This is a genomic window from Sandarakinorhabdus sp., assembly GCF_987265915.1.
The window spans coordinates 3,402,837-3,425,735 of record NZ_OZ503948.1 but is presented as its reverse complement, the minus strand read 5'-3'; the positions used below and the strand labels follow the sequence as shown (position 1 = coordinate 3,425,735).

At 64.6% G+C, this 22,899-nt stretch carries 24 protein-coding genes; 15 read left to right on the top strand and 9 right to left on the bottom strand.

Features of this window, described 5'->3' with window-relative positions:
• Window positions 1-20: 20 nt before the first annotated feature.
• The 6 genes from AC6UUM_RS16315 to AC6UUM_RS16290 all read left to right on the top strand — a co-directional run bounded on the left by AC6UUM_RS16315 (window position 21) and on the right by AC6UUM_RS16290 (window position 5,100).
• Window positions 21-506, top strand: a complete 486-nt coding sequence (locus AC6UUM_RS16315; protein ID WP_500803295.1) for a peroxiredoxin — start codon at window positions 21-23, stop codon at window positions 504-506.
• Window positions 507-559: 53 nt separating this feature from the next.
• A complete protein-coding gene (locus AC6UUM_RS16310) occupies window positions 560-2,797 on the top strand; it encodes a xanthine dehydrogenase family protein molybdopterin-binding subunit (RefSeq protein WP_500803294.1) in 2,238 nt (745 codons plus the stop codon).
• 52 nt (window positions 2,798-2,849) lie between these two features.
• A complete protein-coding gene (gene hemH / locus AC6UUM_RS16305) occupies window positions 2,850-3,848 on the top strand; it encodes a ferrochelatase (RefSeq protein ID WP_500804997.1) in 999 nt (332 codons plus the stop codon).
• Window positions 3,849-3,941: 93 nt separating this feature from the next.
• Window positions 3,942-4,664 carry an acetoacetyl-CoA reductase gene (phbB, locus tag AC6UUM_RS16300; RefSeq protein WP_500803293.1) on the top strand — a complete coding sequence of 241 codons (723 nt, stop codon included), beginning with the start codon at window positions 3,942-3,944 and terminating at the stop codon, window positions 4,662-4,664.
• 3 nt (window positions 4,665-4,667) lie between these two features.
• Window positions 4,668-4,859, top strand: a complete 192-nt coding sequence (locus tag AC6UUM_RS16295; RefSeq protein ID WP_500803292.1) for a hypothetical protein — start codon at window positions 4,668-4,670, stop codon at window positions 4,857-4,859.
• Between the two features lies 1 nt (window position 4,860).
• Window positions 4,861-5,100 (top strand): ribbon-helix-helix domain-containing protein, encoded by a 240-nt coding sequence (locus AC6UUM_RS16290; RefSeq protein WP_500803291.1) that lies wholly within the window; start codon window positions 4,861-4,863, stop codon window positions 5,098-5,100.
• Window positions 5,101-5,159: 59 nt separating this feature from the next.
• Here the strand turns inward: AC6UUM_RS16290 and AC6UUM_RS16285 are convergent, their stop codons facing one another.
• The 5 genes from AC6UUM_RS16285 to AC6UUM_RS16265 all read right to left on the bottom strand — a co-directional run bounded on the left by AC6UUM_RS16285 (window position 5,160) and on the right by AC6UUM_RS16265 (window position 10,442).
• Window positions 5,160-7,673: an esterase-like activity of phytase family protein gene (locus AC6UUM_RS16285; protein ID WP_500803290.1), complete on the bottom strand. Its 2,514-nt coding sequence runs from the start codon at window positions 7,671-7,673 to the stop codon at window positions 5,160-5,162.
• A 159-nt stretch (window positions 7,674-7,832) separates the two neighbouring features.
• Window positions 7,833-8,435 carry an SOUL family heme-binding protein gene (locus tag AC6UUM_RS16280; RefSeq protein ID WP_500803289.1) on the bottom strand — a complete coding sequence of 201 codons (603 nt, stop codon included), beginning with the start codon at window positions 8,433-8,435 and terminating at the stop codon, window positions 7,833-7,835.
• A gap of 38 nt (window positions 8,436-8,473) precedes the next feature.
• Window positions 8,474-8,947, bottom strand: a complete 474-nt coding sequence (locus tag AC6UUM_RS16275) for a cupin domain-containing protein (protein ID WP_500803288.1) — start codon at window positions 8,945-8,947, stop codon at window positions 8,474-8,476.
• 83 nt (window positions 8,948-9,030) lie between these two features.
• Complete coding sequence (locus AC6UUM_RS16270) at window positions 9,031-9,825, bottom strand: DUF1295 domain-containing protein (protein ID WP_500803287.1); 795 nt, start codon at window positions 9,823-9,825, stop codon at window positions 9,031-9,033.
• On the bottom strand, window positions 9,825-10,442 hold the full coding sequence (locus AC6UUM_RS16265) for a lysophospholipid acyltransferase family protein (RefSeq protein ID WP_500803286.1): 618 nt from the start codon (window positions 10,440-10,442) through the stop codon (window positions 9,825-9,827). The genes AC6UUM_RS16270 and AC6UUM_RS16265 overlap by 1 nt, the downstream gene beginning before the upstream one ends.
• 124 nt (window positions 10,443-10,566) lie before the next feature.
• Here AC6UUM_RS16265 and AC6UUM_RS16260 point away from each other — a divergent pair, with 124 nt between their 5' ends.
• On the top strand, window positions 10,567-10,971 hold the full coding sequence (locus AC6UUM_RS16260) for a DUF2177 family protein (RefSeq protein ID WP_500803285.1): 405 nt from the start codon (window positions 10,567-10,569) through the stop codon (window positions 10,969-10,971).
• On the opposite strand, the gene AC6UUM_RS16255 is transcribed toward AC6UUM_RS16260, so the two are convergent.
• Window positions 10,972-11,436, bottom strand: coding sequence for an SAM-dependent methyltransferase (locus tag AC6UUM_RS16255; protein WP_500803284.1), 465 nt, complete (start codon window positions 11,434-11,436; stop codon window positions 10,972-10,974). It abuts the gene before it with no gap.
• An 82-nt stretch (window positions 11,437-11,518) separates the two neighbouring features.
• A complete protein-coding gene (serB, locus tag AC6UUM_RS16250; protein ID WP_500803283.1) occupies window positions 11,519-12,409 on the bottom strand; it encodes a phosphoserine phosphatase SerB in 891 nt (296 codons plus the stop codon).
• On the opposite strand from serB, the gene miaA reads away from it, so the two are divergent.
• A complete protein-coding gene (gene miaA, locus AC6UUM_RS16245) occupies window positions 12,390-13,280 on the top strand; it encodes a tRNA (adenosine(37)-N6)-dimethylallyltransferase MiaA (protein ID WP_500803282.1) in 891 nt (296 codons plus the stop codon). The genes serB and miaA overlap by 20 nt on opposite strands.
• Window positions 13,281-13,488: 208 nt before the next feature.
• The gene (locus tag AC6UUM_RS16240; RefSeq protein WP_500803281.1) at window positions 13,489-14,715 is read left to right on the top strand and encodes a collagen-binding domain-containing protein; all 1,227 of its coding nucleotides are present in this window, start codon (window positions 13,489-13,491) and stop codon (window positions 14,713-14,715) included.
• A gap of 314 nt (window positions 14,716-15,029) precedes the next feature.
• On the opposite strand, the gene AC6UUM_RS16235 is transcribed toward AC6UUM_RS16240, so the two are convergent.
• Window positions 15,030-15,170 (bottom strand): hypothetical protein, encoded by a 141-nt coding sequence (locus AC6UUM_RS16235; RefSeq protein ID WP_500803280.1) that lies wholly within the window; start codon window positions 15,168-15,170, stop codon window positions 15,030-15,032.
• Between the two features lie 473 nt (window positions 15,171-15,643).
• Between AC6UUM_RS16235 and AC6UUM_RS16230 the strand changes: the two genes are divergently transcribed.
• From AC6UUM_RS16230 to ilvC, 4 genes are all read left to right on the top strand, one after another.
• Window positions 15,644-16,408 carry a PEPxxWA-CTERM sorting domain-containing protein gene (locus AC6UUM_RS16230; protein ID WP_500803279.1) on the top strand — a complete coding sequence of 255 codons (765 nt, stop codon included), beginning with the start codon at window positions 15,644-15,646 and terminating at the stop codon, window positions 16,406-16,408.
• Window positions 16,409-16,640: 232 nt separating this feature from the next.
• Window positions 16,641-18,389 carry an acetolactate synthase 3 large subunit gene (locus AC6UUM_RS16225; protein WP_500803278.1) on the top strand — a complete coding sequence of 583 codons (1,749 nt, stop codon included), beginning with the start codon at window positions 16,641-16,643 and terminating at the stop codon, window positions 18,387-18,389.
• A gap of 3 nt (window positions 18,390-18,392) precedes the next feature.
• A complete protein-coding gene (gene ilvN, locus AC6UUM_RS16220) occupies window positions 18,393-18,902 on the top strand; it encodes an acetolactate synthase small subunit (RefSeq protein WP_500803277.1) in 510 nt (169 codons plus the stop codon).
• Between the two features lie 138 nt (window positions 18,903-19,040).
• Window positions 19,041-20,060, top strand: a complete 1,020-nt coding sequence (ilvC, locus tag AC6UUM_RS16215) for a ketol-acid reductoisomerase (protein ID WP_500803276.1) — start codon at window positions 19,041-19,043, stop codon at window positions 20,058-20,060.
• 190 nt (window positions 20,061-20,250) lie between these two features.
• Here the strand turns inward: ilvC and AC6UUM_RS16210 are convergent, their stop codons facing one another.
• Window positions 20,251-20,712, bottom strand: a complete 462-nt coding sequence (locus AC6UUM_RS16210) for a DUF2721 domain-containing protein (RefSeq protein WP_500803275.1) — start codon at window positions 20,710-20,712, stop codon at window positions 20,251-20,253.
• Between the two features lie 222 nt (window positions 20,713-20,934).
• Here AC6UUM_RS16210 and AC6UUM_RS16205 point away from each other — a divergent pair, with 222 nt between their 5' ends.
• Together AC6UUM_RS16205 and AC6UUM_RS16200 are read left to right on the top strand one after the other, a co-directional pair.
• Window positions 20,935-22,473, top strand: coding sequence for a 2-isopropylmalate synthase (locus AC6UUM_RS16205; RefSeq protein WP_500803274.1), 1,539 nt, complete (start codon window positions 20,935-20,937; stop codon window positions 22,471-22,473).
• Window positions 22,470-22,850 (top strand): hypothetical protein, encoded by a 381-nt coding sequence (locus AC6UUM_RS16200; RefSeq protein ID WP_500803273.1) that lies wholly within the window; start codon window positions 22,470-22,472, stop codon window positions 22,848-22,850. Before AC6UUM_RS16205 ends, AC6UUM_RS16200 begins: the two co-directional genes overlap by 4 nt.
• The last annotated feature ends 49 nt before the right edge of the window (window positions 22,851-22,899 follow it).

Below are 22,899 nucleotides of genomic sequence, written 5' to 3'. Positions count from 1 at the left end.
TTACCTGGTGGAGAAACCCCATGACGATCAAGATTGGCGATGCGATTCCGGCGGCGACCCTGGCCAAGGCGACCGCCGATGGCCCGGCACCGGTGACCACCGACGCGCTGTTCGGCGGCCGCACCGTGGCGCTGTTCTCGGTGCCGGGGGCCTTCACGCCGACCTGCTCGGCCCGCCACCTGCCGGGTTTTGTCGACAATGCCGACGAAATGAAGGCCAAGGGCATTGATGAAATCGTCTGCATCTCGGTCAACGATGCCTTCGTGATGGGCGCCTGGGGCAAATCCGCCAATGTCGGCGAATCGATCACCATGGTGGCCGATGGCAACGGCGATTTCTCCAAGGCGCTGGGCCTCACCTTCGATGGCAGTGCCTTTGGCATGGGCCTGCGCGGCCAGCGTTTTTCGATGATCGTCAAGGATGGCATCGTGACCCAGCTGAATGTCGAGCCGCCCGGCGCGTTCGGCGTCTCGTCGGCCGAGCATCTGATGGGGCAGCTCGCCTGACCCTGAAGCCGTCACCATCCCGGCGTCCTTCCGGCACCGCCCCGCGCGGGGCCGTGAACCGCCGCACCCTGCTGGTGGCTGCGGTGGCCGGCGGCGGCCTGGCCGTTGGCTGGGCGCTATGGCCGCGTGCGTCCGCGGTCAATTGGGTGGCGGCGCCCGGTGACACATTGCTCAATGCCTATATCAAGATCGGCGCCGATGGCCGGGTCGTGGTCGCCGTGGCGCAGGCGGAGATGGGCCAGGGCATCTGGTCGGCGCTGGCGCAGATCGTCGCCGACGAACTGGGCGCCGATTGGCGCGGCGTGGGCGTGGAGCCAGCGCCGCTGGGCCCTGACTATGCCAATCCCGGCCTGGCGCTGGGGGCCGCTGCCGGCCTGTCGGAACCGATGCGATCGGTGGTGATGGCGGCCGGGCAGCGGGTGGCGCGCTTCTTCGATTTTCAGATTACCGGCGGGTCGAACAGCGTGCGCGCCTGGGAACCGCCCTTGCGCGCCGCTGCGGCGGCCGCGCGCGAAATGCTGGTGAAGGCGGCCGCGCGGCGCTGGGACGTGGATTGGCAGGAGATCGAAACCGCTGGCGGCTTCGTGATCTACAAGGCCAATCGGCTGCCATTTCACGCGCTTGTTGGCGAGATTGATCCGGACGATGCGCCGGCTGATCCCAAGCGCCGCAGCAACGGCCGTCTTGCCGGGCGGCCGCTGCTGCGCCTCGATGTGCCGGCCAAGGTGGATGGATCGGCGCGTTTCGGCATCGACGTGCGCCTGCCCGGCCTGGCCTTTGCCGCCATCGATCAAGGCCCGATCGGTGCGCGCGTTGCCAGCCACTCGGCCCCGCCCCTGCCCGCCGGCGTTCGCATCGTCGAACAGCCAGGCTTCATCGCCTGCGTGGCCGACAACTGGTTTGCCGCCCAGAAGGCCCTGAAAAGCCTGTCGATCAAATGGCAGCCCACCGATTCGGCGCCCGGCCCGTGGCTGGAGGCGGCGGTGCGCGGCGCACTGGCCGCCGATGGCCAGCCGTTTCGCCCGACCGGCACGCTGGGCAAGGCGGTGCGCGATGAAGGCAATGTGGCGACGGCGCTTGCCGGAAACGGCGTGGTCACCGCCGAATATGGCCTGCCGTTCCTGGCCCACGCCTGCCTGGAGCCGATGACCGCCACGGCCCGGGTGGCCGACGGCAAAGCCGAAATCTGGGCCCCCACCCAAAGCGCCACGCTGGCGGCGCGCGCCGTGGCGCAGGCGCTCGATATCGCTGCGGACAAGGTGGTGGTGCACCCGACGCTGATCGGCGGCGGTTTCGGTCGGAAAGTGGAAGGCGATGCCTGTGCGCAGGCCGCGCTGATCGCGCGCGCCGCTGGCCGGCCGGTGCAATTGATCTGGAGCCGCGAAGAGGATTTCGCTCACGACATGTACCGGCCGGCAGTGGCCGCGCGCCTGCATGGCAAGGCGACGCCGGATGGCATCAGCGGCTGGAATGCCGCCATTGCCGTGCCCGATGTCGGCGCGGCCTTTGCCGGGCGTAACATCGGCAGCTTTGCCGGGCGGCCTTCGGCCGGTGCCGGCGCCATCGAAGGCGCGGTCGATCTGCCCTATGCGATTCCCAATCTGCGCGTGCAGCATATCCTTGCCGATTGCACTGCGCCGCTCGGGTTCTGGCGCAGTGTCGGGCACAGTTTCACCGGCTTCATCATCGAAAGCTTCGTTGATGAACTGGCGGCCAGCGCGGCGGTCGATCCCGGCGCGTTCCGCATGGCCATGCTGAAGGATCATCCGCGCCACGCCGCCGTGCTGGCGGCGGTGCTTGAAATGGGCGGGCCGCTGGGACGGGATGCGGAATCGGCTGCAAATGTGGCCAAGCCCGGCGCCATCGTGGCCAGGGGCGTGGCGCTGGTGGAAAGTTTCGGCAGCATCGTCGCCCAGATTGCCGAAGTCGTGATCGTTTCCGGCCAGCGTCCGCGCGTCAGCAAAGTTTGGGCGGCGGTGGACTGCGGCCGGGTGATCAATCCCGATACCGTGACGGCCCAAATCGAAGGCGGTATCGTCTATGGCCTGTCGGCCGCGCTTTTTGGCCGCATCAGTTTTTCGGGCGGCAGGGTAGAGCAGGACAATTTCCACGCCTATCCACTGATCACCATGGCCGATTGCCCCCAAATCGATGTGCGCATCATCCCGTCTGCTGTCGACCCCGGCGGCATCGGTGAGCCTGGCACCCCGCCGATCGCGCCGGCGGTGGCCAATGCGCTGTTTGCCGCCACCGGCCGGCGCTGGCGCACCTTGCCGTTTTTCCCGCTATGAGGATTTTTGAGTGACCGCGCCTCTCGGCTTGCCGCCGCTCAATCTGCCGCCGCTGGCCCTGCCGGCGGATCATGTGCCCGTGAAAGCCGGGCGCGTTGGGGTGCTGCTGGTCAATCTCGGCTCGCCCGATGCGCCGGATGTGCCCGCCGTCCGCCGCTTTTTGGGCGAATTCCTGTCAGACCGGCGGGTGATCGAGATCCCGGCCTTTCTGTGGCAGCCGATCCTCAATCTGCTGATCCTCAACATCCGCCCGCGCACGGCGGCGGCCAATTATGCGAAGGTCTGGCTGCCCGAAGGCTCACCGATCACTGTTTACACGCGCCAACAGGCCGAAGCGCTGCAGGTGCGCATGGGCCAGGTTGTGCAGGTCGATTGGGCGATGCGCTATGGCACGCGCTCCATCGGGGAACGTCTGGAAGCGATGATGAAATCGGGCTGCGATCGCATCCTGCTGGCGCCGATGTATCCGCAATACAGCGGTGCCACCAACGCCACCGTGGTCGATGAAGCCTCGCGCGTGCTCATGGCAATGCGCTGGCAGCCGGCGCTGCGCACGCTGCCGCCGTATTATGACAATCCCGATCATATCGCCGCACTGGCGCAATCGGTGCGTGAAGGCCTGGGCAAGCTTGATTTCACCCCCGATCTGATCGTCACCAGTTTTCACGGCATGCCGCAAAGCACGCTGGCGGCTGGCGATCCCTATCATTGCCAGTGCCGCAAGACCGGGCGCCTGTTGCAGGAGGCGCTGGGGATGCCGGTGCGCGTCACCTTCCAGTCGCGCTTTGGCCGCGCCGAATGGCTGAAGCCCTATACCGATGACACGTTGCTCGCCCTGCCGAACGAAGGCGTGAAGAAGATCGCCGTGGTCTGCCCCGGATTCGCTGCCGATTGCCTGGAGACGCTGGAAGAAGTGGCGATGGAAGGCCGCGACGAATTCCTGGAGGCCGGCGGCACGGATTTCGCCTATCTGCCTTGCCTGAACGCCAGCGACACCGGCATGGGCATGCTGGAAAAGATTATCGGCCGCGAACTCGCCGGCTGGCTGTAAAGGCATGTTGAATCAGCCGGCAATCCGGCCCAAGGTGTGATAGGTCGTACCGCAGGCAACATGGCGGGCGCTGGGGAAAGGGTGGATTTCGATATGGCACGGGTGGCAGTGGTAACCGGCGGTACACGCGGGATTGGGGAAGCGATCAGCCTCGCGCTGCACGAGATGGGCGTGACAGTGGCAGCCAATTATGGCGGCAGCGATGACAAGGCGCGCGCCTTCACCGAACGGACCGGGATCAAAAGCTACAAATGGAATGTTGCCGATCACCAGGCCTGCCTGGATGGCTGCGCGCAGGTGGCGGCCGAGTTGGGCCCGATCGATATCGTGGTCAATAACGCCGGCATCACCCGCGACGGCACATTGACGAAGATGAGCTGGGAAGCCTGGGACGAGGTGATCCGCGTCAACCTGGGTGGCTGTTTCAACATGGCCAAGGCGACGTTCGCCGGCATGAAGGAACGCGGCTGGGGCCGTTATGTGCAGATTGGCAGCATCAACGGCCAGGCCGGGCAATTTGGCCAGGTGAACTATGCCGCGGCGAAATCGGGCATCCACGGCTTTACCAAGGCATTGGCTCAGGAAGGCGCGCGTTTCGGTATCACCGCCAACGCGATTGCGCCGGGCTATATCGATACCGACATGGTCGCCGCAGTGCCACCGGACGTGCTGGCCAAGATCGTCGCCAAGATACCCGTAGGCCGGCTGGGCCAGGCGAGTGAAATCGGCCGCGCCGTGGCGTTCCTGTCCAGCGATGATGGCGGCTTCATCACCGGATCGACGCTGTCGATCAACGGTGGCCAGCATATGTATTGAGCCATGCAGCGTCGGTTTCGCGACAGCCTTGGCGCAGCCTGGCTGCTGGTGCCGGTGGTTCCGGTCGTGGTGGTTGGCGTGCCATGGTTGTTGGCGAAGACCGCCGCAGCCACCGGCATTGCCTGGCTGACCTATGCGACGGTGCCGATCCTGATCCTGCTGATGACCGCGACGCAGCGCTTTCTCAGGCGCTGACGTGCCGAAAAAATACAGCCTCACCATTCAGGGTCATGCCACCAGCCTGACCCTGGAACCGGTGTTCTGGGCCGCGCTGAACGAAGCAGCGGCGCAGGAAGGCAAATCGCTGGCCGCCCTCGTCGCCGAGATCGACGAAGCCCGCACCACCAACCTGTCGAGCGCGGTGCGCGTGTGGCTGTTCGAACGAGCGCGGACGCCGGATGGCGGGCGTCTGGCGGAGACCGGCCACCAGATGTGACGCAGGATGCCGGTGCAGCCTTGCGCCGCTTCGCGCGATGAAACTGCGCGAAGCGGTGCTTACAACGCGAAACTGATGCCGACGGCGACGCGGGCGTCGTCCTTGCCGCGGCCCCAACGGCCGCGTGCCGACAAATAGCCCGACAAGGCGCCGTCGCGCATGGCGATCCGCAGCTCGCCGAAGGCGCTGTCGCGCTCGGTGCCATCGAGCGCCAGCACGGTCGATCCCATCATGTGCTGGGCGCTGGTGAGGCGGACGGCGGCGCTGTTGTCGCCGGTCTGGTTTTCGATGCTGTAGCCACCGCGCAGCGCTGGGCGCAGCGCGCCAAATTCGACCGCGACTTCGGCGCCAACGCTGGTGTTCAATTGGCTGAACCGGCGGTCCGGGTAGCTGATGTTCGAAACCGAGGCGCCGGTTTCGCTGTAGCCGTCGAGCTTCAGATCGACATAATCGACCGCAATGAACGGCGTCAGCCTGGCGCGACCAACCGGGAACCGCCAGCCGATTTCGCCGCTGCCCGTCCAGCCGTTGCCGTCAGTCGTGCCGATGGCCCGCTGCCCATAGACTGACGCGCGACCGATCCTGCCGAACGAGACATCGCGGAGCCAGGCGCCTGCGGTCTGGCCATAAAAGCCCGATGCGGTGTCGAACGCGGCATAACCACCGACCGTCCAGGCCTTGGCCTTGAGCGGCGCACCAAAAGCCAGGGTGCCCTCCAAGCTGCGATAGCCGCCCGTGGCGCCGATGCGAACGCCGCTGCCGAGCGGGACATCGAGGCCAAGGGTGGTCGAAATGGTCTGGGCGTCGACCCCGGTCAGCGGGCTGGCGCCGGCACCGATGCGGCTCCAATCGGTATCGAGCCACAACTGTGCGCGGGCCGTTGCCGGCGCGTTCCAGCCGCGTTGGCCGTTGAGGAAGCGCATCGCGGGTGCCGTGGTGCTGAGGCCAAGTTCGGTCAGCGCGCGGCGCGTGCCATAAAGCACATCGGGCGACGTGTTGTTCAGCGCCTGCAGCGCCATCGGATCGACATAGGTCGGCAGGGTCAGGCGATAGACCAGCATGATATTGTCGTTATTGCCGGTGCCATCGAGCGCGCCGATCGAGGCGGGCGTGCCGTTGAAGACCGCAGCGGTCGCCTGAAAGTCATTGTCGTTGCCGACCATCAGGAAGAAGTCTTGCGGCGCGCCGTCTTCAAGCACCGGCGCCAGCGCCATGGCTTCCATCTTTTCGCCGAGCGACGTGAGGCTGGTCAACGGCAGGCGGGTGAGGCTCATGCCCACCCGCGCGAGTTGGGAAGGATTGAGCATGTTGACCAATTCGACCTGCTGCACCGGCACGATGCTGGGTAGCAGCGTGCCACCGGTGGCGATCGGCGTCGTGCCGGTTTCAAACGTGGTGCCTGCCAGGTTGGTGGCGCCGACTGTGTCGATCAAAAGGACACTCTTGTAGATCGGCGTGGCGCTGATGCTGGCAGAAGCGGCGACACCGCGGCCAAGGCCGTCGCGCGCCAGCACCAGGAACTGGGTGTCGTTGAGCGCGAGCACTTCGGACTGTGCCGCAGTGCGATCGGGCGCGACGCCCGAGCCGCTGTTGTTGAAGATCGGCAATTGCAGCACATAGTGGCCGATCGGGTTGGCCGGCACGGCGTTGGTGCTGATGTCATAGACCAGAATGCGGGTGTTGTTGCGGGTTTGCTGGGCGCTGCCGGCTGTATCCTGCACAGTCGCCGATTGCAGGATCGTCACCAGCTTCTTGTTGTCCGGGGTGATTGCCATGGCCTCGAGGCCCTGGTTGTTACGGCGGCCGGACACGCCGGGCCCTGTGCTGTTGAAATCGATCACGCCGGCGGCATTGCGCGGCAGCAGGGCCGCAACGGTCTGAATCGCGCCGATCTGCTTGCCGGTGGCATCGAAATAATAAAGGCCGGCCGCATATTCGTCGGACACATAGAAGCTGCCGTCAGGACGGAAAGCCAGGCCTTCGGCGTCGAGGGCGATCCGGCCGGCCGCGGTGCCGGCGGTGGCGAACGGATAGACGATGCCACCACGGATGACGGTGCTTGAACCGGGATCGCGGCCGGTCATTTCAACGCCGCCCGCGTCTTTCAGCGTGAAGCCGCCGGTGGGGGTGATGATCATCTGGTTTTGCGAAGCGGGTGACAGCGGCAAGGCCGCGGTACCGGTCAGCGGCGTGAACAGGATCGATTCGGTGTGGACGCGGTTGCGATAGTCGATCGCGCCATCGAAGGGCCCGCGATCCGGCAGTGTGAACATCCCGCTGCTATAGCTGCCATCGGCGTTGCGCCGCCAGCTATTGAGATCAAGCGCCATGCCCGAGAAGCTGCCCAGCGTCTCGCCGCGAAAATCGAGCGTGTTGGCGCTCAGCCGACCAGCGCCGACGATCCCCTGGTTGGTGAAGCTGCGGCCGCCGAGCGTGACGCTGACGGGCGCATTGACGTTGGTGATGTTCGCCGTGGTAAAAGCCTTTGATTGCGCGGTGGCGGGCGCGGCGCAAAGGATGCCGAGCGCGATGACGGCGACCGCGGCACCCGCTTGCAGAACAACGGCCTTCATCATCATTCCCCCTTCGCATCATACAGGACGCAATGGAGCGATAAGACTGATGCGTTACAGTCTGGGACAAATGCTGTGATGTTTTTGTGACTTGGTTGCTGCGCTGCACGATGGCGGTGATGTCTGGAATGACCTTCGGCATCGGGCGCGGCCGGCCGTTCAGCCTTCACCAGCCGGCGCGACGGGAATCATTACCTCGTTGCGGCGCAGGAACCACAATGTCCACGGCGGATCATATTGCGCCAGCGCCGGCGGCCCGATGGCGTGCAGATGCTGGGCCGTCGCGAAGCCCTGCAGGGCTGCGGTTTTCGCCGCGATCGTGTCTTGCCGGGCGAGGCCGCTGAAGCGGACCACCGCCATGCGCGCGGGCGGGATGGTCTTGATCTGCACTCTGGGATTGTTCGGCCGGGGCAGATTTGCCAACGAAGAGCCCTTGGGCATGATGAACCTGATCACCCATTTGCCATCACCGCCGCTCTGCAAGACGGGGGCTGTCATCGCTATTTGCTGGCCAGCGGCGGCCTGCATCACCGGCGCGGTCATGGCGATCTTCTGCTGGGCAGTGTTGCCGCCAAAGATATAGCCTGCGAGCAGACGAAAGCCGCTGCTCGCCGCGGTCTTGCGGTCCCCGGCCACCGCGACTTCAGCGACGATCAGGGCGGGATAATCGCGCACCGCAAAATCGCCCTTGGCCAGGCTGACGGTGAAGGCGGGTTCTTCGGCGGCGATGGCACAGGCTCCTGTCAGGCATAGCCCCAGCATCAGGGCAAAATGCAGCGATGTGCGGGCAATCGGGCGAGTCAACCGTGTAGATCGGGGGCATGGCCGGGCTGCACGGACCAGTCCGCCGGTTCATCATCCGTGTCGGCGCTGGCGATGGCGGCGGTGGCCTGCACCTTGCCCGGTCTGTGGTGCGCCGGCGCGTAAATCGCATAGACCTGCATGGGCGTGGTGCCGGTGTTGGTGATGTTGTGCCAGCTTTGCGCCGGAACCAACACGCACCAGCCGTCCGACACCGGCGCGTCATAGGTCAATTGGTCTTTGGCGGTGCCCATCTGGACGCGGCCGGTGCCGGCTTCAAGCCGCAGGAACTGGTCGGTATCGGGATGCGCTTCCAGGCCGATGTCGCCGCCCACCGGGATCGACATCAGCGTCACCTGCAGGAAGCGGCCGCTCCACGCCACCGATCGGTAATCTTGGTTCTGCGTCGTCGCGCGTTCGATGTTGAACGCTTGTGGCTGTGGGCCGTTGTCTTCGATGCGTGCGCCTGCCATGGCCGATCTCCTGAAGACCGGAACCTTAGGGTCAGCAGGGCGGGCCGAAAGGCTCGGAAACCACCCACGCGGCACGGGCGGCGTCAGCCGCGTTTGGGCGGCAGCGGGAAAAACCCGGATGTGCGCGCGATATAATCGGCATAGCCGGGCCGGTGTTTTTTCAAGCCATGTTCCAGCATCGGCGCGCCAGACCAGCGGGTGAGGGTGAAGGACAGGAACACGGGCCCGATGATGGTCCAGATCGGCGCGCCGGCCGCAACGCCGACGATGAAAATGCCCCACCAGGCGGTGAAGTCGCCGAAATAATTCGGGTGGCGGGTGTAGCGCCACAGGCCGGTATCCAGCACCATGCCTTTGCTGGCCGGATCCTTGCGAAACGCCTCCAACTGCGCATCGCCGATGGTTTCAAAGGCGATGCCGACCAATGCGATGGCCACGCCGGCCCAGCCCCATAGCGGCAGCGGCCCGCCGCCATCGGCGAGGATGCCGGTCTGTGCCGGCAGCGACACGCCCCACAACAGCGGGCCTTGCAGGCCGAACACCTGCAACAAGGCAGTGCGTTCAAAGCTCCAGCCTTTTTTGGCGAGGGCACTGGCCATGATCTTTTCATAGCGCGGGTCCGGCCCCAGCCGGCGCCAGCGGGCAAACAGATGACCGCCCAGGCGCAGGCCCCACAAGCTGACCAGGGCCAGCAGCGCCCAGCCTGCCGGCCCGGCGGGGCCACCGCCCAGAATGGTGGCAACCGTCACGGCATAGACCATGCCCCAGGCCCAGACGACATCGATGAACGACACATCGCGGATGCTGACCGCGATGCGCCAGCAGGCCAGCATCAAGGCGACGACGGCCACCAGGGTGAGAGCGAGATTGCTGACCATCAGGCGGCGCGAGCGTAGGGTTTGTCGCTGGCGGCGAGGATGGATTGCATCGCCTTGTGCGGATGGCGCGGGGTCGTGTTGTGATAATATTCCTCGATCCGCATCATGTCGGCGGCATAATCGCCGCTCGGCATGAAGGCCTGCGCCAAGCCGCCCATTTTCTTTGCATAATCCATCATGCCGACGATCAGCGGCACGCCGGCACCCATGGCGATGTGATAGAAACCGGTGCGCCACTGCGCGACGCTGCTGCGCGTGCCTTCGGGCGCGATGGTCAGCAGGAATTCGTCGCGGCGGGCGAATTCGTCGATCATCGCCTGCACATAATTGCCGCCGGCTTCGCGGTTGATCTCCACGCCGCCCATGTCGCGCATGAAGCGCCCCAGCGGCCATTGGAACAACTGGCGTTTGGCCATGAAGCTTGGCGCGATGCCGAGATCACGGGTGAGCCCGATATAGTAAAGAAAATCCCAGTTCGACGTGTGCGGCGCGGCGATGATGATCGCCTTTTTGGGGATCGGCCCGTGGCTGACCGCCTGCCAGCCTTGCGCGTGATAGAAGCGCAGCAGCAGCGCCTCCAGCCGGCGCGACAGCCACAGCGTTTTCCTGTCGGTCATGTGATCCCCCACATATCGTATCGGGCGTTTGCCGCCCACATTGCCAGCGACACAGCATCGCGGATGCCGGGTGCAATTGTCAAACCGGGTGGCAAAGCCGCGACATTTGGCTATGGCGCGGGGCATGATAAAGATGCTGATCGCCTATTTTGCCACACTGGTGGCCTTTGCTGCCATTGATGCCGTGTGGCTGATCAATATGGCGCCGCGCCTGTACAAGCCGGAAATCGGCGATGTGATGATGGAAAACGGTTTCCGGCTGGCGCCGGCGATGATTTTTTACGCCATCTATATCGGCGGCATCGTCTATTTCGCGGTGTGGCCGGGCCTGACCGAAGGGATTGCCCGCGCGGCGCTGCAGGGCGCTGTGCTGGGCTTCCTGTGCTATGCCACCTACGATTTCACCAACTATGCCACGCTGAAGGTGTGGAGCCTGAAGGTGACTGTGCTCGATCTGATCTGGGGCACGGTCCTGACCGGCAGCACGGCGGCCTTGGGCACCTGGATCACGGGCAAGTTCACCGCCTGATCACCAGTAATCGGCCATGATGGCGCGGGCCCAATCGGGTTCAAGCACCTCGCCGCGTGGCAGGAAGCCGCTCATCACCGGCTTGATGTCCAGCACCGGCGTGTCGTGGATGGCATCAAGGCCCTCCACTGTCAGCGTCAGGCCGTCCACCGCGATGATGCGGCAAGTGCAAAGGCCCAGCCGGTTCGGGCGGTTCTTGCCGCGCTGCGCAAAAATGCCGATGCGCGGCCAATCGGGATTGCCGCGCGGGTGGCGGGCGCCGGTGGTGATCTCGGCATCGGTGACCCGGTCGAACAGGAAGATGATCTCGGCATGGCTGAACCCATCGAGGCCCAGCAGGGCATCGGCGGTGAAGCGCTCTGGATCGAGATGAATGCTGGCGCGGCAGGCGCCCCAATCATCGTCAATGGGTTCGCTGCGGCCGCCATGGACGTGTCCGATCGGGTCGAGGCTGAAGCCGGTCATCGCGTGTCTCCCGCTGATCGGGAGAGTTTAGCGGCAGGACGCGTCGTCGCCAGTCACGCGCTGCGCATGGCAGCCATGACAATCACGTCACCCAATCGGCGCGGCGATAGCCTTGCGCGCGCAGCAGCACGGTCAGGTCGCCGCTGCGTACATGGGCCTGGGCCGCAGCCGCCGTCTTCGGCTTGGCGCGATAGGCGATGCCAAGCCCGCCGGCAGTGGCCGCCGCCGTGATCATCGGGATGTCGTTGGCGCCATCGCCCACCACCAGCGCGGCGCTCAGCGTGGTGCCATCGGCTTCCAGCAGGGTGCGTTTGGCGGCGGCATCGATGATCGGATCGGCCACGGTGCCGGCCAGCATGTCGCCACCGACATCCAGCCGGTTGGCCACCACCCGCGCAAAGCCGATCTGGCGCGCCACCGGCACGGCAAAGTGCATGAAGCCGCCAGAGACCAGCAGCGATCGCGCGCCGTTGGCCACCATGGTCTGCACCAGCGTGCGCGCGCCGGGCGTCAGGCGCACACGTTCAGCCAGGCATTGATCGAGCGTTGCGACCGGCAGCCCCTTCAGCAGGGCGACGCGGGCATGCAGTGCGCCGGCAAAATCCAGCTCACCGCGCATCGCCGCTTCGGTGACGGCGGCAACTTGCGCTTTCACGCCGGCATAATCGGCCAGCTCATCGATGCACTCACATTGGATCATGGTCGAATCCATGTCGGCCACGATCAGCGTCTTGCGGCGCGGGCTGGCCGCAGGCTGCACGATCACATCCACCGTGGGCAGCGCCGATTCCAGCGCGGCGCGGATGTCGGCAGCTTGCCCACGCGCCATGATGTCGAAGGCGTCACCGGCCTCCAGCCAGCTTTGCGCCAGGATGCCGGCGCCGGTATTGGCCACCACATCGCTTGCCGCCGACGCGTCGCCGGGCGACAAGCGGCCTTCGGCAACCAGGGTGATGATGAGCGCTTCCGACATTGACCTCGACCTGAACAGGGTCACGGTTCTTACAGGGCCGACCGCAGGGGGCAAGTCTGCGCTGGCGCTGGCGCTGGCGACGCGCGTGCATGGCGTGATCATCAATGCCGATGCCAGCCAACTCTATGATTGCCTGGCGGTGATATCGGCGCGGCCTACCGCGGCCGACGAAGCCCGTGTGCCGCACCGGCTTTATGGCGGGCTGGCCGGCGATGATGTGTGCACGGCGGCGCGCTGGGCAGCGTTGGCGAAGGCCGAAATTGCGGCGGCGCAGCGCCAAAGCCTGCACCCCATCGTGGTGGGCGGCACCGGCCTGTATCTGGCGGCGCTTGTGCATGGGCTGGCACCGGTGCCGGACATTGATGTCGGGGTGCGTGCCGCGGTGCGGGCCTTGCCCACCGATGCGGCGCGCGCGGCGCTGATGCAGGAAGACCCGGCCAGCGCCGCGCGGCTGATGCCGGCCGATCGGCAACGTATTTGCCGCGCGCTGGAAGTGGTGCGCAGCAGCGGCCGCACATTGGGCGATTGGCAGCAGCAGCGGGCAGGCGGGATTGGCGAGGCGGCAGTGCAGGGCCTGGTGGTGGAGCGGCCGCGGGCCGATCTGCATGCGCGGGCCGAAGCGCGGCTTGCAGGGATGCTGGCAGCAGGTGCGCTGGCGGAGGTGGCGGCGCTGCTGGCGCTGGGTCTGCCGGCCGAGGCGCCGGTGATGAAAGCGCTGGCAGTGCCGCAACTGGCGGCACACCTGGCCGGGGCGCTGAGTCTGGAGCAGGCGATGGCACAGGCGCTGTTTGCCACCCGCCAGTATCAGAAGCGGCAATCCACCTGGGCGCGCGGTCAGGTGCCGGGGTGGCAGCGGGTGATATTGGCATAGGCCGTGCCGGATTTTGCGAAGGCCCGTCGTTCATGTTTCGCCGGTGGGACGCCATCCAGTCTGGAGATAGTGCCATAATTTGAAGACTGTAAATTCCGTCATTAACCAAAAATTAGTATTTAATTTCCGTTAAGAATATGTAAACGACTCTGGCACAGGAAATCAGCCAGGGATTGACAGGATGTTGGGTAAAGGACGTTGGGCGGGCATGGCGCTGCCGGCCGCGGTGATGGCAGTTATGGCGAGCGCGCCGGCAGCGGCCGTGGCGCCGCTCTCCCCGCCGCTTTCCCCCCCGCTGTCGACGCCAGCGCGCGATGGCTTGCAGGCGATGCGGGAACTCAACCTGATCGTGCTCGGCACCATGAGCACGTCCAGCCAGGTGGAAGGCAAGTCGTTCATCGCGGGCGATCTGAACGGTTCCAGCAGCTTCGGCGCGGGCCGCAGCGCGCAAGGCGCGGCGCCCTCGTCGCGGCGCACGCTGACGGTGGGCGGCAATCTGAACGCCAACATCAATCTGAACAACGGCCCCAACGGCAACAATGGCCCGGTGGCGACCAATCATGGTGTGCTGGTGGGCGGCAACTACGCTGTCGGATCGGTCAATGGCACCGCCAGCGGTGTTGACGTAGGCGGCAACATCACCGGCGGCAGCAGCCTGAACCTCGCCAATGGGCTGGTGGTCAACGCCGGCGGCAACATCAGCGCTTCGATGAACGGTTCCAATGCCAGCCAGACGGTCAATGCCGGTGGCAGTATCAACGGCAATGCCAATGGCGCTGTCTTCAACCGCAATCTTGGCGCCGGCTGGAACGCAGCAAGCACCTCGCTGGCCACGGCGGCCGAGGCGGCAAAGCTCACGACCGATCTTGGCGCGCTGTCGCAGGCCTTGCGCAATCTCACCCTGGCCAGCAATCCCAGCGGTGTCACCATGGGCGGGCAGGGGCCGATCTTCTCGGCGGTCAATGGCGGCAATGGCTTTGCGCTGCTCGATATTTCCGGCAGCCTGCTGAACAGCAACGAGATCGCCTTCACCCAGAGCGGCGGGCCGATGCCGATCATCATCAACGTGTCGGGCACCAGCATCAATTGGCGCGGCAACAGCGTCGGCGGTTATAATGCCAGCCTCAATCCCTTCCTGATCTGGAATTTCTACGAGGCGACCAGCCTGACCATCGGCGGATCGATGAAGCATGGCTCGATCCTGGCGCCGCTGGCCAATCTGATCAGCACCGGTGTCGATCTGGAAGGCTCGATCGTGGCGAAGAGCTTCACGCAGAGCGGGCAGGTTCACCTCGGCACCTATGCCGGCGCCAGCGACTTTCTGCCAGGGGCCGTGCCCGAACCGGGCAGCTGGGCGATGATGATTGCCGGATTCGGCCTGATCGGCGCCTTCATGCGTCGCCGGGCTGCAACCGGTGCCCGTCTGGCTGCGTAGCTGCCGCACTGACGCAATGCACAAATGAATTGACCGCATGGATCAATCAACTCGCCGCAATGGGGCAAATTCCCCATAGGCGGCAAGGGTTTGTAATGTGACCGAAACATCTTGTGCTTATGTGCAGTGCAGCAATTTTGGGGAGCGCAGCAATGCGAGTGATGTTTTTGTCCGTGTTGGTCTTGGTCATGTCTCCGGTTCCGGCTGCGGCCGCGGTGATGTTGCAGGCCACCGGCAATGCTCCTCCGCCCTGCTATCTCGATTCACCTGCCTGTGATCGCAGCGTCATTGCCGCGCAGCGCAGCACGGATGACTCACTCCCCCAACCCGCGGTCGCGGCCATCGTCGGCCTTGCCATCATGGGCCTGGCCCTTGCCCGTCGTCGCAGCGGCTTGCAGCAAGTCGTTTCCTGATCCGGGATCGGGCAGGGCTCGATCGCCTTCAGGCTGAAGCATCCCGCTGCTGCTTGCACGAGACGGGAAAATAGGCGCCGACGCGGCGGAAAAGGGTGTTCCCGCCTGCAATTGTGAAAACATTCCCTGACCTGCGCCGCGAAGCCAGCAAATTGCCTTTACCGCCTGGCCTGGAGGGGCGGTTCAACGTGTGCGCTATCGTTCTCGGCCAGATCCGGGTTCGGCTCTGGCTCAATCGCGTGGCGGAGCGATAACACAGGCTTTCCACACCCGATCTGCGCCTGCGCAGCGGCCGCTGCTGGCGCACCGGCCGGCATCTGCGCGCTCGCTGCGGACCGGTGTTCCGTCAAACAGGCATCAAAAGTGTCGGCTGGCTTTACACCTGCGCGTTCCGTTGTGCGTTAACCATTAAATAACTATTTGGAAATAAACAAACCCTGAAACTGGCACGTTAATTGCTTGTAAACCAAATGTGCAGCCGGGGCGGCTGCAAAAGTTTTGCAAGGGAACCAAAAATGCGCATCCAAATCGCTCTTTCCATCGCCGCGGCGCTGGTCGCCGCAACGCCGGCCCTGGCCGTCACCAATGTCATCAAGAACGGCAGCTTTGAAACCAGCACCATCGGCGGCTCGCAATTCGGCGCGCCCCCCGTGCTGCCGAATTGGACGCTGACGAACCGCCCGGCGAGCTTTGCCAGCATCGTGATCGGCTATAACAATACCGCCTCTTATGCAGCGGGCGGTGCCTTCAATGAGAACGTGTTTGCAGACAACTCGATTTCGAAAAGCCCGGATGCAGTTGGAAGCAAAGCCGGCTATTTCGTCAGCGATGTGGCGAACAACGAGACCCTGTCGCAGCTGACCTACCTGACGGTGGGCAATTATCGCGTCGGCTTCAGCAGTTTTCTGACACAGAATGGCATCAGAAACCGCAACAATGCCAGCCTGGCCGTGACCATCCTGAACACGCCAGTGACCACCACAAACATCACCGCCGCGTCCACGGCCCGGACCTGGGTGCACCAGTCGGCTGTTGCCAACATTTCCAAGGCTGGTTGGTACACCACCAGCCTGGTATATAATTCGAACGGCAACCCGGCCAAGGATATCGTTGTCGATCGCGTCTATGGGATCCGCACGACAGATGCGGCCAGCGTGTTCGTTCCGCAAACTAACATCTCTGCCCTGCCGGAACCGGCCACCTGGGCCATGCTGGTGTTCGGCTTTGGCATGGTCGGCTTCGGAATGCGCCGCCGCCGCACGCGCGTCGTGGCCGCCTGATCCTGAACGCCATCCCCGGTTCGCCGGGGCTGATACTGCAGGCCCCCGTCGCACTGCGGCGGGGGTTTTGTTTTGTGAGCAGCGGATTGTAGACAGCAAACTTGCCAAATATTGTTCCAATACCGGCATTTTGCGCATGAAAATTACGCAGTTTGGGGTTGACGCGGCATTTTGCTTCTCTTAACAGCAGCCGTCCGCCGAATTGCGGATATGTCATTCTGGAAAGTTGATCATGGGCCTGGAGATTGCCGGCGCCGAAATCGTTGTGCAGGCGCTGATCGATCTCGGCGTCGAGGTGGTGTTCGGTTATCCGGGCGGCGCCGTGCTGCCGATTTACGATGCGCTGTTCCAGCAGAATCGCATCCGCCACATTCTTGTGCGCCATGAACAGGCGGCCGTGCATGCCGCCGAAGGCTATGCGCGCAGCAGCGGCAAGGTCGGCGTGGTGCTGGTCACCTCCGGCCCCGGCGCCACCAATGCCGTGACCGGCATCACCGATGCGCTGATGGATTCGGTGCCGCTGGTGGTGATCACCGGCCAGGTGCCGACGCATCTGATCGGCACGGACGCGTTTCAGGAATGCGACACGGTCGGCATCACGCGCCACTGTTCCAAGCACAACTATCTGGTGAAGGACACGGCCAGGCTCGGCCCGGTGCTGCACGAGGCGTTCTATATCGCGCGCTCCGGCCGGCCCGGCCCGGTGGTGATCGACATCCCCAAGGATGTGCAGATTTTCAAGGCGCGCTACACCAAGCCCGGCACGATTACCCACAAGACCTACAAGCCGCAGGTGAAGGGCGATCTGGCCGCCATCGAAGCCGCGGTGGACATGCTGGCCGCGGCCGAGCGCCCGATCCTTTATACCGGCGGCGGCATCATCAACAGCGGCCCGGTGGCGAGCCAGCTGCTGCGCGAACTGGCCAAGGCGAGCGGTGCGCCAGTGACGAGCACGTTGATGGGGCTGGGCACGTTGCCGGCCGATCATCCGCAATTCCTCGGCATGCTGGGCATGCACGGGTCTTACGAAGCCAATATGGCGATGAACCGCTGTGATCTGATGGTCTGCCTGGGCGCGCGCTTCGATGATCGCGTCACCGGGCGGCTGGATGCCTTCTCGCCCGGCAGCCGGAAAATCCATGTCGATATCGATCGCTCCAGTTTCAACAAGACGGTTCGGGTCGATCTGACCATTCAGGGCGATGTCGGTTCCGTGCTGGAGGATATGCTGAAGGTCTGGCGGGCGCGCGGTCATCGCCCCGCTGATCTGGCGCCGTGGTGGGCGCAGATTCAGGGCTGGCGCGGGCGCAACAGCTTCGGGTTTGAACAGAAAGGCGAGTCGCTGCTGCCGCAAAAGGCCATCCAGCGGCTGTACGAGATGACCAAGGCCAAGAAGCCGATCATCTCGACGGAAGTGGGCCAGCACCAGATGTGGGCGGCGCAGCATTTCGGTTTTCACGAGCCGAACAAGTGGCTGACCAGCGGCGGGCTGGGCACCATGGGCTATGGCCTGCCAGCCGCCATCGGCGCGCAACTGGCGTTCCCGGGCGCGCTGGTGATCGATATCGCCGGCGAAGCCAGCATCCAGATGAACATTCAGGAACTCGGCACGGCGACGCAATATCGCCTGCCGGTGAAGATCTTCATCATCAACAATGAATATATGGGCATGGTGCGCCAGTGGCAGGAACTGAACCACGGCAGCCGGTATAGCGAAAGCTATTCCGACAGCCTGCCGGATTTCGTGAAGCTGGCTGAGGCGTACGGCTGGAAGGGTGTCGTCATCGACGGCCCCGGCAATCTCGATGCCGGCATCCAGGCGATGCTCGATCATCCCGGCCCGGTGGTGGTGGATTGCCGCGTGTCGAAACTGGCCAACTGCTTCCCGATGATCCCGTCGGGCGCGGCGCATACCGACATGATCCTGAGCGCGGCCGATGAGGTCGGGCCGGCGGATGATGATGCGAAGGCGCTGGTGTAAGCCATGAAACACCTCCCCTCCGAACGGCACACGCTGTCGATCCTGGTCGATAACGAAGCCGGCGTGCTGGCCCGCATCGTCGGGCTGTTCTCGGCGCGTGGCTATAATATCGAAAGCCTGACCGTCGCCGATGTGTCGGATGATCATCTGGTCAGCCGCATCACCGTGGTCACCAGCGGGCCGCCGCCTGTGATCGAACAGATCATGGCGCAATTGGACCGCCTGGTGCCGGTGCACCGCGTGCTCGATCTGACCGCGCTGGGCCCGCATGTCGAGCGCGAGATGGCGCTGGTCAAGGTGGCCGGCACCGGCGACAAGCGCGTGGAAGCGCTGCGCCTGGCCGATATCTTCCGGGCGCGCCCGGTGGACACCAGCACCAACAGCTTCGTGTTCGAAGTTTCGGGATCGACCGAGAAGGTCAACCAGTTCATCGCCCTGATGCGCGAGGTCGGCCTGGTGGAGGTCGCGCGCACCGGGGTCGTGGCCATCGCGCGCGGCGCGGAGGCGGCGTGAAGTTAACTCCCCTCCCGCTTGCGGGAGGGGTTGGGGGTGGGCATTCGTCCCGCGACCCCAATATGTTGTCAGGGCGGTGAAACCCACCCCCAGCCCCTCCCGCAAGCGGGAGGGGAGCCAAGAAGGAAGTGAACGATCATGCGCGTTTATTATGATGCCGATGCCGATATCGGCCTGATCAAGGCCAAGAAGGTCGCCATCGTCGGCTATGGCAGCCAGGGCCATGCCCATGCGCAGAATCTGCGCGATTCAGGTGTGGCGGATGTTGCCGTCGCGCTGCGGCCCGGTTCGGCGACGGCGAAGAAGGCGCAAGGCGCTGGTTTCAAGGTGCTCAGCAACGCCGAAGCCGCGGCCTGGGCCGATGTGATCATGGTGCTGGCCCCCGATGAGCATCAGGCGGCCATCTACGCCGACGATCTGGCTGCCAACATGAAGCCCGGCGCCGCGCTGGCGTTTGCGCACGGCCTCAACGTGCATTTCGGCCTGATCGAGCCACGCGCCGATATCGACGTGTTCATGATCGCCCCCAAGGGCCCCGGCCACACGGTGCGCGGCGAATATCAGAAGGGCGGCGGCGTGCCCTGCCTGATCGCCATCCATCAGGATACCAGCGGCAATGCGCACGACATTGCGCTGTCCTATGCCTCTGCCGTTGGCGGCGGCCGTTCCGGCGTGATCGAAACCACCTTCCGCGAAGAGTGCGAAACCGATCTGTTCGGCGAGCAGGCCGTGCTGTGCGGTGGCCTCACCCATCTGATCCAGGCTGGCTTCGAAACGCTGGTCGAGGCTGGCTATGCGCCGGAAATGGCCTATTTCGAGTGCCTGCACGAAGTGAAATTGATCGTCGATCTGATGTATGAAGGCGGCATCGCCAACATGCGCTATTCGATCAGCAACACCGCCGAATATGGCGACATCACCACCGGGCCCCGGATCATCACGCCCGAAACCAAGGCCGAGATGAAGCGCGTGCTCGCCGATATCCAGGGTGGGCGCTTCGTGAAGAACTTCATCCTCGACAACCGCGCTGGCCAGCCGGAGCTGAAGGCGTCGCGCAAGGCCGCGGCGGCGCACCAGATCGAAGAGACGGGTGCCAAGCTGCGGGCGATGATGCCGTGGATTGCGAAGAACCAGCTGGTGGATAAGGCTAAAAACTGATCGCAGCCGGGCGAGCGCGCGCGCCGCGCGCCGACTCCGGCAAGATCGGCCGGCGACCAAAAAGGGCGGCCCCCACAGGCCGCCCTTTTCGTGTGTCGTCCGACGGCGCGGCTCCGCCGCGTTCTCCTCTTTTCCTCTTCTTCATGATCAGGACAAACGGACACGGCGGCTTCGCCGCCGGCCGTTCTTGTCAGCGCCGCTCCACCAAGATCTCCGCCGCGCGCACCCGCACGCTGCGCAGCGCCAGTTGCACCTCCCACAGGAACAGCGACAACCCGCCGGTGAGCAACAGCGTGGCGGCCACGAACAGCCAGGCGATCACCTGTTGGAGCCGCCCGCCCAGCAATTGTTCCAGAAACAGCAGCGCCACCACGATGCATACCAGCAGCGCCGCCATGGTGCACAGCGCGATGGCCCAGTTGGCCGCCGACATGCGCTTGGCCAGCACGGCCAGATCACCCATGGCGAGGCGGCGGCGTTCGGCCGGGTAACCGGCGATCTGGCTTTCGAGATGGCGGGCGCGGTCCACCACCCGTGACAGCCGGTGCACCATCACGTTCAGCATCCCGCCGATCGCGGTGAGCAGAAACACCGGGGCCAGCGCCTGTTGCACCGCTGAGCTGATGTCGATGCTGGTGAAGATATCGGCCATGTTCCCAACAAGCCGCCAAAATCGGCGCGAAGCAAGCGGGCATCTTGCGCTGTGCCGGCACTTGGGGTTATGCAGGTGTCATGGATTTCACGTCCGCTCTGCTGCGTCTGCGACTTATCCGCCCTCGGGCGTGATCGGGCTGTTGGGCTGCGTCCCTCGGCCATGCGCCTTGAGGGGATGAACCGCCCACGAAAATCAGCATAGATCGACAAGGCCAGACCAATGACCAACCATATCCGCATTTTCGACACCACCTTGCGCGACGGCGAACAATCGCCCGGCTGCTCGATGAATCTGGAAGAGAAATTGAAGGTCGCCGCCCAGCTCGAAGCGCTGGGCGTCGATATCATCGAGGCTGGCTTTGCCATTGCCTCCGAAGGCGATTTCGAAGCCGTGCAGGCGGTGGCGCGCCTGTGCGATACCGCCATCGTCGCCAGCCTGGCCCGCGCCGCGTCCGCCGATATCGAGCGCGCCTGGGCCGCCCTGAAAGACGCGCGGCGTCCGCGCATCCACACCTTCATTGCCACCTCGCCGCTGCACATGCGGGTGAAATTGAACAAATCGCCGGATGAGGTGATCGAGGCGATCCGCATGTCGGTTTCACTCGCCCGCAACCTGTGCGGCGATGTCGAATGGTCAGCCGAAGATGCGACGCGATCCGATCCGGACTATCTGTGCCGGGCGGTGGAAACCGCGATCAAATATGGCGCGACGACGATCAACCTGCCCGACACGGTCGGTTACGCCACGCCGGAAACCTATGGCGCGATGTTCCGTGATGTCATCACCCGCGTGCCCAATGCCGATCAGGCGATTTTTTCCACCCATTGCCACAATGATCTGGGGCTCGCCGTGGCCAACACGCTGGCGGCGATCATGGCCGGCGCGCGCCAATGCGAAGCGACCGTAAATGGCATCGGCGAACGCGCCGGCAATGCCGCGGTGGAGGAAATCGCCATGGCATTGAAGGTGCGCCAGGATGTGATGCCGTATCAAACGCGCATCGTCAGCACCGAAATCACCCGCGCCAGCCGACTGGTCAGTGGCGTGACCGGCATGCAGGTGCAGGCCAACAAGGCGGTGGTGGGCGCCAATGCCTTCGCGCACGAAAGCGGCATCCACCAGGATGGCATGCTGAAGGACAGCTCAACCTATGAGATCATGACGCCGGATTCGGTGGGGCAGGGCGCCACGTCGCTGGTGCTCGGCAAGCATTCGGGGCGCGCCGCGTTCCGATCGAAGCTGGCCGAAATGGGCTATGATCTGTCCGACAATGAATTCGGCGATGCCTTCAAGCGCTTCAAGGATCTGGCCGACGCCAAGAAGCAGGTGTTCGACGAAGATATCGTCGCGCTCGTCGATGATGAAGTGCTGCGCGGCCACGACCGCATCCAGGTGCTGGAAGTGGAGGTGTATTGCGGCAGCAATGGCCCCCAGCGCGCCGTGCTGACGCTGTCGGTGGATGGGGTGGAAGCCACGGCGGCCACCCGCGGCAATGGCCCAGTCGATGCGCTGTTCAACGCGATCCGCAAGCTGGTGCCGCATGAGGATGCCGCGCTGAATTTGTATCAGGTGCATGCGGTGACGGCCGGTACCGACGCCCAGGCCGAAGTCAGCGTGGTGCTCGCCGAACATGGCCGCACCGTGCGCGGCACGGGTGCACACACCGACACGCTGGTGGCGAGCGCGCGCGCCTATGTGAACGCGCTCAACAAGCTGATGGTGAAGCGCGGCCGGCAAGCGCTGACGGCGGCCGGGTGAAGCGACTCGTCATCGTCTACAACGCCAATGCCGGCCTTGCGGCAGGGGTGATGGACAGCGTGCACAAGATCGTGTCGCCGTCCACCTACCCCTGCCAGCTATGCGCCGTCACCTATGGCCTCACCTCGATGAAGCGCGACTGGCGGGTGTTTCTGGATGGGCTGGGCATGGAGCTGGTGTTTCACCACCGGCCGGATTTCCGGCAGGCGTTTCCAGCGGCGGCGGAGTGGCCGCTGCCGCTGGTGGCGGTTGAGGAGGACGGCGTGCTCAGCCAACTGGTGAGCGCGGCGGATTTTGTGGGCATCCCGGATTTGCCGGCGTTGATCCGGGTGGTGCAGGAACGATTGCCGGCGGAGCAGACAGGCCAATCTGTTTGATCTGGTCGGCACCAGCATATATGGTGTTCGAGATGGCAACGCAGACTTC